Source organism: Pseudomonas sp. TE3644, assembly GCF_056278815.1.
The window spans coordinates 2,646,143-2,658,772 of the sequence record NZ_JBWBQF010000001.1 but is presented as its reverse complement, the minus strand read 5'-3'; the positions used below and the strand labels follow the sequence as shown (position 1 = coordinate 2,658,772).

General features: G+C 60.0%; 2 protein-coding genes. Both read right to left on the bottom strand.

Features of this window, described 5'->3' with window-relative positions; all coding sequences use genetic code 11:
- Positions 1–5: 5 nt before the first annotated feature.
- Entirely contained in the window at positions 6–10,751 is a 10,746-nt protein-coding gene (locus tag ACZ9GA_RS11705; RefSeq protein ID WP_457362520.1) for a two-partner secretion domain-containing protein, read from the bottom strand.
- A gap of 21 nt (positions 10,752–10,772) precedes the next feature.
- Positions 10,773–12,479: a ShlB/FhaC/HecB family hemolysin secretion/activation protein gene (locus ACZ9GA_RS11700; RefSeq protein WP_457362521.1), complete on the bottom strand. Its 1,707-nt coding sequence runs from the start codon at positions 12,477–12,479 to the stop codon at positions 10,773–10,775.
- Positions 12,480–12,630 lie beyond the last annotated feature (151 nt).

The window sequence follows — 12,630 nt, the reverse complement described above, 5'->3', positions numbered from 1 at the left end:
TTCCTCTAGCGCGTTGGTGGCACAGTATCAGGTGGCAATGGTACATGGGTCTCGCCTTTTGTACCGGTTCCCCCAGTGGCTGGGTTGATTGGCTGTCCATTTTTGACCGATATCCAATATCCATTTTCCAAGCCAGGCACAGGCGTAGAGCCTGCCGGCATTAGACGAATATATGTGCTTCCTTTATCACTTGGTTCAGTACCAGGCGGATAATATATTGTGCTACCGGGGGTCTTGCCTGGGCGGCTAATCCAGTCTGAAGGTATAACCGGCCCTTGTGGTGGATTGGAGAACGCTTGCAAATTCTGAGGCACCTTCGGCCCCTTATTGGTCGAGGCAGCATCATTTGTAGCTACTCCACTACTGTCAGTACCAGTATTACTCTTAACATCTGGAGCTGCGCTTGACAACGGATCTTCATCGTTACTACCCTTTGACCCGCTGGAGGTAGCAGCAGGCTCATTGTTCTCTTCAACCGCTGTTGTCTGATCTGAGTTACCCTCCGAAGACTGCTTTCCTTCGCTGTTCTCAGCTACTGGCTTCTCAGCCTCTCCAGCATTTCCGTCCGGCTCAGATTGTGCACTTGATTCACGAGGAGCGCTGCTATTCTGGCTCTCAGAAGATCCTTCGCTTACCCCGGATGCCCGTCCCCCCCCTTCTTCAACAGCATTCGCGCTCGATCCATTAATAGATTTGGTACGTGAGCCATCGCTATTCGCCAAAACCTTGGTGACAGTCAGCCCAGCTGCAAACGTGATCAATCCAGCAGCCATTTCTGCGGCACGTTCTGGGCTAATTCCCAATTTTTCGACAAGAATGTCAGTTACGGCTTTTGCAGAATGTACGCTCGTCACGCTAGCCAATAACCCTTGGAACCCATCGTTCTCAGCGATGAGTTGGTTGTAGGCGGTCTGCGCTTCTGGTGAAGCCGAGGCGATTTCATCTTTGAAATGCTCTGTGTCTGCTTGAGCCTGAGCCACCAGATTGGAAACGCGCGCGCAGCTCGCAGGATCTTTCCCACAATCTACAAGAGCTTGCTGCTCTTGATTCTGGCTTAAAGTCTGATACGAGGTGTAGGCGGTCGTTACACACTTCGCATCGTCACCGCACCCCACTAGCTGTTTCGCCGCCCGGTCAAGATCGGAGTGATCCAGGTAGTTGTATTGGGTCGCATTCGCTGCGATGTTGGCAGCAATCGAGGGATCGCCTCCGGACACCACCGCCGTCAGCACCCCTACCAGCTGGGACATCGCCAACAAATTCGCTTTGGCCTGATCTGCCCCTGGCATGCTTGGGTCGTACCCTTGGGGCAGCACTAGCCCTGCGAGGTACTCCACGGTCGCTTCGTTGGCCCCGCCTGCCAAAGCACCGGTCTTGAAATCCCCGCCCATGGCCATGGATTTCAAACCACCTAGCAGTGCGTGGGCGGCTATCTTGGTAGGGCTTCCTTCAGCAAAGTTGAGGTTGCCGATTTTATTCGCCGCAACCGCACCGCCTATATCAATAACCGCTCCCAGCAGGTTATTGGCGAAGTTATCGCCCAAGCTACCGCCGTTGATCGCGGTCTGAACCAAGGTGTCGGCACCGGTCTTAAGTACGACCTGGCCTACGCTATTGAGATTGAATCCCAGCTTGGTAGGATCGTACCCTAGGGTACTTGCGATTCCGCCCATCAAGCCCGAGACCACGTAGCCTTTGAGGCTTTCGCTGCTGACCGTATCTTTGAGGGTTGCGCCCAGGTTCCCCTTGTTGCTAATCGCGCTGTTGATCGCTGTATTCTCGACAGCAACCAGTGTCGCATTGGCAATTCCCGCGGATAATGAGCCGGCTGTTGCTCCTACGAGCCCCGCTCCCGCGCCACCGGTCAATGCGGCTAGGGCAATTGCCAGTACAAGTTGAGCCGCAGCCCCCAGCCCAGAATTGGAATATTTGAAGCTGTTGTGAATCTCAGCGACCTGCTGCCAATTCACATCCCCCCGCGCCTCGGCATCCTTGATCCAGCTCAAACTCGGATCGGCCTTCACCATGGTGTCGATCACCTGGCTAACCGTTTCCTTGTTGATCTGCTTCACATCGATGTTCAGGCCGTTGACCGCGTTGATCACGGTCTTGCCCTTGGCAGTTATTTCCGTCTGCTGCAAGGATTCGTTGGTGCTGCCTTTGCCCTTCATGCTGTTCCAGGCAAGGCTGGTACTGCTTTTGGTGTGGGTCTCCTGATGCAGGTCTTTAACGCCCTCAAACGTCACTGCGCCGCCACTGGAAATGGTCAGGTCATTGCCGCTGTTGAGCTTGGCAGCTTGGTACAACTGATCATCATTGCTGGCCAGGGTAAGGTTGCCGCCAGTGGTTACCACGCTACCGATGTTGGTAACCTGGGTAACCTCGTCGTGCTTGGTTCTTTTCGAGCCGAAGCTGCCCTTCTTCTTCATGTCGTACAGCGAATAGTCGGTGTCTTGCGCCGCCAGTACGTTGAGCTTGCCGCCGGCAGCAACCGTCGCATCCGTACCTGCCGTTAGATGGCTGGACTCAAGCGTCAGGTCGCTTCCTGATTGGAGGGTAATGCTGTTGCCCGCAGTGACGTCACTGCTGACTTGGTGGACATGGTCTTCCTGGCGAGTTTCGTGCTTACCCTTTGAATAAGAGTGTGTTTCGTTGGCCGCCGAGCTGATGTCCAGCGTACCGGCGGCGGCCATCGCCACGTCACCTTTCGCGCTGAGCTGGCTGGCGACCACGCTGAGATCGCGGCCGGCCTGCACGGTCAGGTCGCCGCCACTGGTCACGGTGGAGCCCAATTGCGTAATGCTGGAGCTGGTGTGGTTTTTACCGGCACTGGCCGAGGTGGTCAGTGCGGTGCTGGCCAGTGCCACGTCGCGGCCGGCACTGATGCTGGTAGCGCCCACGCTTTGCAACACGCTGCCTTGGTTCGTCACGTCATTGCCGGCGTTTACCGTCAGGCCGTTTGCGGCTTCGATGCGGGCGGCGTTGTCGCTGAAGTCCTGGTGTCGCACACCAGCAACGGTGTTGCTGTCCAGCGAGCTGACTGTGCGCTCGTTAGTAACGTTGCCATCCACGGCGGTAATGCCGACGTCGCGCCCGGCGATGATGCCGCCAGCCTGGTTGACCACATTGTTGCTGGCCAACACGTCAAGACGCCCGCCTGCCTGGAGCACCCCACTGTTGACCACGTCGGTGCCGGCGGTGGCCGATAGGCTGTTGGACGCTGCTACGGTGCCCGCGTTGGTGATGGTCTGGCCAGCCACCAGGTTCACATCGGTGCCAGCGATTAGCGCGCCGGTCGGGGCCAGACGGTTGTTGGCATTCGCCAGGTATACCACCGGAACCAGCACGGTTTGACCGTCGACGATTTCGCTTTGCATCCAGACGATATCGTGGGTGAGCGCCGCGACCTGATCGGCTGTGAGTGCGGTACCCACCGTCAGGTTCAAGGTCTGCTGGGCGGCGATGCCGTTGTCCATCAGGTACTTGAATTGCGCTGCGTCGCTGGTTTCACCGTCGATGTAGCGTTGTCCAGTGCGGGCGACTACGGCTTGGTCTACCAAGGTTTGTTCGTAAAGACCATCGCCCAGGCGTTTTTCACTATCGTCCGGGTTGTACCCCAGCGCCGACAGCATGTAGTCAGAGCTCATGAACTGCTTGAGACTGGTGAGCGCCGGGTTGGTCTCGATCAGATATTTTTGTGGTTGGGATACGACACTGGTGTCTGGCACGCCCTGCACCCGAGCCACGGTCTGATTGGTGATGCTCGCGCCCGCGGAACTGGTGCCCGTGCTCTGGCCTAGGGAGAGGCTAGTGCTAGAAGCCGGTTCAGCGCTGCCAACTTTCACGGCACGTGCTTGTGCTACAGGTGCCGTGACCTGCGTCTGCACGCCGCTCAACTGGCCGCTACTCAGCGTCCAGTCCTTAGGCGCAACAACGCTGCCAGTGCCTTGGCCACTGATGCGGAACAGGCCGTTCTGGCCCGTGGGCAGGCTGAAGCCTGGCAGGGTCAGCGGATCGACCTCTTGCTGCGCCAAGTCAGGCGGTAACTGAGCGTTGACCCGGACGACAACCCGGGGGCCAGTGGTGGTCTGGGTGTTTTGAACTTGATTGGCGCCGGCGTTGTAACCGTAGTCCTCGTGGATGACACTATTGGTGAGGGTTTGGCTGGCAGTGATCGCTACAGTGCCCGCGGCCTGGATGACCGCGTTGCGGATAGTGCCGGTGCTCGCGGCACCTGTGTTGTCTGTGGCGGTCTCGACATCACTCACTAAGGTGTATTGAGTAAGAGCAGCCGGTAGTTCCAGCAAGTTCCCAGGCGCGTACTGAGAGGTTACTGTCTTCTCGAAGCCGTAGCTCAGACCAGACAGCGCAAGACCATAGACGTGCTCCCCCAGAGTTCCCCTGACCTCTTGCCCGGTAGCGGTATCTGTTAGCTTTACGCCCTTGTAGGTGGTGCCATCGCGCCCGCCGTCCCGGTAAGAATCGGAAACTGCCGTTGCTGTGCGGATAGCCCCGGAATCATCGATGTAGTAAACCAGCGGGAAGTTGGGATTATTGCGCTGGTTATACGGCACCACCGCGTCGACCATCAGTTGATTGGCCACGCCATTTGGGATGGTTTGCGTTTCGTAGGTACGGGTGCGCTGGATAGTGCCGCCCACTGAACCTACGTTCTGCAGGGTGTCGGCCTGGATCGTGATGTTGCCACCAGCAGCAATGGTGCTCTTGCTGTTAAGGAAAGTGCCTCCCTGAAATACGAAGTCCTTACCTACCGATAAGGTAGAGGCCGCACTGGTGTCTGTATCGGTACTTTCGAAGGTTTCCTGGGCAACCAGGGTCAAGTCATAGTTGTCGCCCTTGCAGTCGTTGCAACGAGCAGCAATAAAGCCTGAGGTCAGGGTTCGATCCCCTGTACCTGTGCCACCTTCGGTGCGATTTTCGAACGCATCGGCATCGATGGTGAACGCCCCTGCACTCTCCAACCCGCCAGAGATGTTGGACACACTGGCCGAACGCGTCACCCCGTTGAAGCCGGCGATGCTGACATCACTCAGGCCATAGACGTTGGCTTCATGGTTGGTGAAGGTGTTGGCCTGCAGGGCCAGGTTGCCACCGGCAAAGATCAGGCCGTCCTCATTGAGCAGCGTCGGCGTGCTCAGCGTCACGTCCTGGGCCGCACCCAGGGTGCCGTAGTTGTCGAGGGTGCCTGCGTTTACGGTGAGGCCGCCGTTGGCGGTGATGCGCCCCTGGTTAGTCAGGACGCCGCCAACGTTGATCCCGGCATTGCCGCCAGCGGTCAGCCGTGAGCTAGCGGCACTCAGGTTGACCTGGCTTGCGGCGAACGTCAGATCGCCAACGCTGGTCAGGCCGCCAGCACCGCCATAGCTACCGGTTACCTGCAGGTCGGCGCTGCCGTTACTGGCAATCAGACCATCGTTGTTCCAGTTGCCGCCACGCCCGGTAAAGCTGTGGTTGGCCAACAACTGGCCGGTGGAGGTTTGGTTGAGGGTGCCGACATTGACCGTCAGGTCGCCCACTTGCAGTACGCTGGAGTTAGTCCAACTGTCACCCGTGACGCTCAGGTTGCCGTTACTGACCAGGCTGCCACCCGCGTTTTGCAACAGGTTGAGCCCCAGGCCGAACGTGCCATCCCCACTGTGCAGAATCGAACCACCCTGGTTTTGCAGGGCACCTACATTAAGCGCCAGGTTGCTGTTCGCAGTTTCCAGCGTGCCATTGCTGTTGTTCAGCAAGCCGTTGACCGTGAACAGCGTGGTGCCGCTGCTGCCCAGGGCGCGCAGTTGGCCGCCCTGGTTGTCGATGCTGGCAGCGGTGACACCGAGGGTGCTGTCGCTTTCAACGATACCGTTCTCGTTGTTCAGCGCGCCACTGAGACTCAGGTCGATCTGCTGGCCGCCGATCTGGCCGTCGGCGGCGCCGCTGTTGTCCAAGTTGCGGGCAGTGACCTTGACCTTGCCGGTGGCGTACAGGCCGCCGTTCTGGTTGTTGAAGTCACCCGTGCTGATCACCGCGTCGCCGGTTTGTGCGGCGATGCGGCCGCCATCGTTGTTCAGGCCAGTGCTGGTCAGGTTCAGGCCCTGCGCCTGGATGGTGCCTTTCTGGCTGGCATTGGTCAGGTCGTAGCCGTTTTTCAGCACGCCGGTAAGCTGCGCGGTGAAACTGCCTGTCTGGCTGCTGAGGATGCCACCGCGGCTGTCGAGGTTGCCGGCGTTGACGCTCAGGTCGCCACCCTGGGCCAAGAGGGTGCCGCTCTGGTTGTCGATGTCGCCCGTGGTGGTGACGTTCAGCGCGGTCTGGCTTTGCAGGGTGCCGCGGCTGTTGGCCAGGCTGGCGGCGCTGAGGTTGAGGTCGGCGTTCTGGCTGTAGATCAGGCCGTCGGCGTTGTTTTGCACCGCGCCGGTGGCGGTAAGGGTCAGCGCGTCGTTGGCGGCGATCGTGCCGCTGTTGCTGTTGTCCAGTCCGGTGGTGAGCAGGGTCAGCAGGGTCTGGCTGGCCAGTTGGCCGTGCTGGTTGTTGACCTGGGTGGCGCCCTGGATCAGCAGGTCGGCGCCGGTGGCGAGCTTGCCGTTGGTGTTGGTCAGCACGTCCAGCAGGTTGAGGGTGCCAGCGCCGTTGCTTGTGACGCTGCCGTTGCTGTTGTCGAAGGTGGTGCCGGTGAAGGTGAAGGCGTTTTGCGCGGCGATGGAGCCGGCGTTGTTGGTCAGGCTGATGGCTTGCAGGGTCAGGCCGGCGGCGCTGGAGAGAATGCCGGCGCTGTTGTCGAGGTTGCCGGCACTGACGTTGAGCGCGCCCTGGCTGACCAGCGCGCCATTGTTGCCGTTAAGCAGGTCGCCCTGCACCGTGGCGGTGACGTCGCCGTAACGGCTGGAGACGGTGCCGGTGTTGCGGTTGTCCAGGCTGCCCGCCGTGACGGTCACGCCTTGCCAGCCGGACACCAGGCCGCCGGGGTTAAGCAGGCTGTTGGCGGTCAGGGTCAGCAGGTTGTCGCTGATCAGCTTGCCGCCGGTGTTGTCCAGGGTGCGGCCGGCCAGGGTGAGGCTTTGGCTGCTGGACAGTTCACCGTTCTGGTTGTTGAGGTCGCGCAGATGATTGACGGTCAGCTGGCCGGTGGTGGTGATCAGGCCGCCGGCGTTGTTGAGGTCGCCGGTGGCGGCGCCGAAGTCCAGGGCGATGGCGCTGGCCAGCAGGTTGCCGCCGTTGCTGTTGTCGATGGCGGCGGCGTTGATGGCCAAGGTGCCGTTGGCGTTGATCAGGCCCAGGTTGCTGTTGGTCAGCTGGCCGCTGACGGTCAGGTTGAGGTCGCCTTGGCTATTCAAGGTGCCACCAGCGTTGTTCAGGCTGGCGGCTTGCACTTGCAGGCTGGCGGCGGCAATCGTGCCGCTGAGATTGCTCAGGGCGTGATTGACCGTGACCGTCAGGGCCTGGTTGGAGAGCAGCTTGCCGTTGTCGTTGGTCAAGCTGTCGGCGCTGAAATCGAAGGCTTGGGCGCTGGAGATTTCGCCGCCACTGTTGTCCACCGCGCCGATATTTTTCAGCACTAGCACCGGGGCGTTGATCAGGCCAGCCTGGTTGTTGAGTGCCCCGTCGTTCAGATCTAAGGTCAAGGCGCTGTTGCTGAATAGCTTGCCGCCATTCTGGGCCAAACCCGTAACGCTGGCGGTGACAGCGTTCTGCGCGGCAATGCTGCCGCCATCACCGTTGCTAACTTGTCCCGCGTTCAAAGCCAGAGTTTCACCGCCGGTAATGCTGCCGCTGTACTGGTTGTTCAGCGAACCGGTGGTGATCGCCATGGCCTGGCTGGCACTGACGGTGCCTTGATTGCTGTTGTCGAGGCTGGCGCTGTGCAGATCCAAGCCCGCGTCGGTGACCAGTTGGCCACCCTGGTTGTCGATCGCTCCGGTGGTGGTCAGCCTCAATTGGCCGGCGCTGGACAGGCTGCCCAGACGGTTGGATAGGCCAGCGGCGCTGGCAGCCAACAGACCTTCGCTGCTGAGCAGGCCCTGAGTGTTGGTGAGATATCCCGTCAGACCGACCTGCAGGCTATGCAGGCTGGACAACACACCGCTGGTGTTGTCCAAGGTTTGGCCGGTGAGGTTCAGCGCAGCTTTACCTGTAAGCTGACCGTTATTGCGGTTGAGGATTTGGTCGACGCTTAACCCAAGGCTTTGCGTGGCGATCACCAGGCCGCCATCGCTGTTGTCCAGACCGCGGCCCGTCAGGCTCAGGTCGGTACCGCTGGATAACTCACCGCCTCGGTTGTCGACATCTCCCACATTCAGGGTCATGGCCCCGAGCGCACCTATCAAGCCATTTTGGCGGTTGTCCAGGGTTGTGCTGCTAATGCTCAGGGCGCCGCTCGCAAACAGCTCACCGTTCTGGTTGAGCACGCTGGCTGCCGTGACACTGACATCACCTTTGCCTGACACCGAGCCACTAGTGTTATCCAAGCTGGCTGCACTCAGCAGTACATTAGCGTCACTGATCAGCGTGCCGTGCTGGTTGGTAACCGCTCCAGTCACGCCCAGGTCGATGTTGCCTTGGCTACTTAGCGTACCGCTGGTGTTATCCAGGGTCGCACTCCGACTGGTCAGCACGGCAGCGGATATCATGCCGTTGACGTTGTTCAGCGCCTGCTGTACTGCTAGCGTCAAACCTTGGCTGGACGTAAGTTTGCCGCCAGTGTTGGTCAGCGCGGTGGAGCTTAGGCTGAAGGCTTGGGCACTGGATATCTCGCCACCGCTGTTATCTACGTCGGCCAGGTTGTTGAGTACAAGAATTGGCGCGTTGATCAGGCCGCTGTTGGTGAGTTGGCCCTGATTCAGGTCGAGGTTCAGTTGGCTGTTGCTGAACAGTTGGCCGCCCTGCTGGTTCAAGCCGTTGACGCTGGCAGTCAGGGTACCGGTACTGGCGATTCGGCCTGCGGTGCCGTTGATGACCTGGCCAGCGTTAAGATTGAGGGTGGCGCCGCTGGTTAGGCTGCCACCTTGTCCATTGTCGAACTGCCCGGTAGTGATACGAGTGGCGCCACTGCCGGAAATCTTGCCTTTCTGCCGGTTGTCGAGGCTGGTGCTATTGAGCGTCAGCGCTTGGTCAGTGGTAATCGCGCCGCCTTGGTTGAACACTGAGCCAGTAGTGGTCAGTGACAAACCCTTGGCACTGGAGATACTTCCCTGCGTGTTGTCCAAACTGGTACTGCTGACGTCTAGAGTACCTTCACTACTCAGTAATCCATTGACGTTGCTAAAGGCACCGGTCAGATCAAGGCTGATGGCAGCCAGGCTCGATACCTCGCCTGCGCCGTTGATGACGCTCCCCCCCTGCACGTTGAGCACGCCGTTGCTCGTCACTAGGCCATTGGTGTTCAGCAGCTGACCGGCGCTAAGCGCCAAGCTAGCGCTACTCAGTACACGGCCCTTGCCTTGGTTGTCGAACGTAGTGGCGTCGGCCTGCAGCTGTTGCCCGGCACTGAGCGTGCCGGCCTGGTTGACCAGGGTCTGCGTGACTTGCGCGGTCAGGTTGCGGCTGGCAATAAAGCTGCCACTGTTGGTGAGGTTCTGCGCACTGACGCTGACATCACCCGCAGTATTGCGGCTGTTATCGGCGTTGACCCCGGCTTCAATAATGCCGCTGTTGTTTAGTTGGCCGCCGCTGCTCAGGGTGATGGCATCACGAGCAGAGATACTTTGGTTATTGACGATGTCGCCAGTGGTGTTCACGTTCAAATGGCTGCCGGCATAAACAGTGCCTGCAGTCGCAACGCTTTGGGCGTTGACAGTCACCGCACCACTGGCAGCCGCTTGCGCCACATTCAGCTGGCCATTGGCATCCAGTTCGATATCACCGGCGCTTGCGGCCAGGTTGCCGGCCAGGTTCACGCCTACGCCCTTTTCCGTGCCCACCAACTTGATCGCGCCGGCGTACATGCCGCCCAGGGCGGTGGAGTCGATGGCCAGATTGGGCTTGGCGCTGCCGTCATCGGCACGCGTAGTGGCCTTCAAGGTATTGGCGTCGACGTCGTTGCGACCGGCGATCAGGCTCAGTTGGTTGGCATTGATCTGCGCGTTGATGCGCGCCGAACGGGTGATCACCTCGAAGCTGTCGACGTTGCCAGCGTTGACGCCCGAGCCATCAATGGCAACGTCCCCTCCGTCCACCTGGTAGTGATCCAGCTTGCCGTTGGCGTCCAGCACCGGCTTGCCGGTGGTTAACGTTGCCTTGGGGGTGTTGATGAAACCGCAGCCGTTGCAAGTGATGCCATAGGGGTTGGCGACGATCACGTGAGCGGCCTGGCCGGCAACCTCGGTGTAGCCTTCTAGCTGGCTACGGTTGTTGCCGGTGACTTCGTTGAGGATGGTGCTGGCGGCGTGTCCCTTGAGGTTGCTGTTGCCCAGGATGATGCCTCCCAGCTGGGTGCTCTGGGTGCTGCCGGTGGCGTTATTGAGGATCAGACCTTGGCTGCCGACGTTGTAGTCGCCAAACTGGTTGTGGGACAGGCCACTGGCGTTGGGCGCGGCGATGTTGACGATGGGCACGCCGTTAGCAGCTGCGGTCGTGGTTGTGCCCTGCCCGCTGACGGTGATACCTCCGGCCTGGGCCCAGAGTGGCTGCCAGAACAGGGCGTTGGCCAGCACGAAGGCCAGGCCACGCTTGGAGATGCCCCAGAAACGCTCGCGAGGTTGAATGGCAGCCGAGGGCTGGCGTGCCAGGAAGGCTAGTTGACGTACGTCCATGTGCAGGTCTCGCAAGCGTTGTTAAAGGAGGAATTCGACGCGCAAATACACCGGCGCCTCGCTGTCGGCCAGCACCGCTGGGCGCTGCAGCGAGTGGGCCATGGTCAGGCTTACGGTTAGGTGCTGGCCGCGGGCAAACAGCTCCAGCGAGTCGCTGGACACCCGGCCGTGCTCGTCGCCGGCGTGCTTTGTGTCGCTGATCACACCTTGGTCGTAGCCGATGTCGGTACCGTATTCGTTGAATACCGGCTGCAGCCAGGCCCAACCTATAGGGCGAGTCCAGCGAAGGTCGTTGCGCCAGTAGCCACCACTGTCGCCTGTGAGGAATTCGTCTTGGTAGCCACGGATAGACGACTGCCCACCCAGGCTCATGCGCTGTGGGCTGAACAGCACGTCTTCGCTGTGCTGCCCGGTGGCCAGGCTGCTAAAGCTCAATGCCTCGCCCAACAGCTTGAATGGCTGCAAGTAGCTGAGCGTGGTGGTGTACTTGCGGTAACGCGCGGTTGGGTCGCCCGGGCCTGGATCATGATCACCCTGGGCGTCAAGAGCGCCGATGCCCTGCTGCAGGCCCACATCCAGGTTTAGGAACGCGCCGCCGATGCGCCGGCCATGGTTGAGGCCGTACTGCAGTTCAGTAATCCGGTTGCTACTGGTGTTCAGGCGGCTGCCAGCGATGTAGTTGGTGGTAGCCAGGTGCGACAGGCCAAGGCTCAGGGAGGTCTTGCTCAGGGCGTCGCGATGAATCACCCGCTCGACCTTGAACTGGTGGGTGGTGCTGTCGCCGCTTTGCTTGAAGTCGAAACCGTTGGCCTGGGCTAGGGAGCGGTAGTCGCTGCGGTTGTAGCTGTAGCTGAAGTTCCACCACCCCCAGGGTAGGTTGTAGTTCAGGCCTGCGTTATGGCTGTTGTGCTGATCGTCGGGGTGGGCGTCCTGGCCGCCGTTGATGCTTAGTTGATCAGCCAGCCCCAGGGGGTTGTCCCAGTCCAGGCGCGTGCCCCACTGCTGCTGGCCGGTGCTCTTCTGGCCATCATTACTGTGTGATAGCGATGCACGCCAAGGCTTTTGTGGCGCATTGTTGACCTGTACGTCGGTGCTGCCCACCGTCTGCCCGGGCACCAGGGCCATCTGTGCTTGATTGGAGGGCAGCCGGTTGAGCTGGTCAACCAGCTGTTCCACCTCGCGCAGGTTGAGAACTTCTCCGGCGCGTCCGGGAAACCCCATGTCCAGCTCGCGTTGGGACAGGCCGCTGTCCTTCCCCGGCTTGAAACTTTGCAGATGGCCTTCGATCACTTGCACGATCAAGTGGCCTTTCGACAAATCCTGCGGCGGCAAATAGGCGCGGCTAGTGACCAGGCCCAGGGCGATGTATCGATCGGTGATCACCTTGAGCACTTCGTTGAGCTGGCCCACACCTAGGCACTGGCCCTGATAGGGTTTGACCAACGCGGGGGCGCCAGGCAAATGGTCTGCGCCCTTGAGTTCGATGGTATCAATGCGAAAACAGCGAGGGTTGGCGGGCGTGGGCGGGGCCGAGGGCGCGGGGGCTGGCCCAGGCAAATTCTGCAGGTCATCTAGGCGTTTGCGCTGCTCTTGCAGCAGACGATCCTGCCGGTCACGAATCAGATCCTGATCGCCAGGGCTAGGGCTGGAAACGGCCTGTGCAGCAGGCACTCCTGCAACCAAACAGAGTGCTAAACCAAGCCGGGGAGCGGGCTTCCTTGACCACATTGAATCGCATCCTTTGGCATCTTGTATCGCAATTTTTTACAATTGCTTACATTTGGAAAGGCACGATATTGAAATGCCATCATTTTGGCGTCAAATTAACAAAAACTCAGACTTGTGATTGTCAAAGGATGCTACGCCATGGAAAGGGACG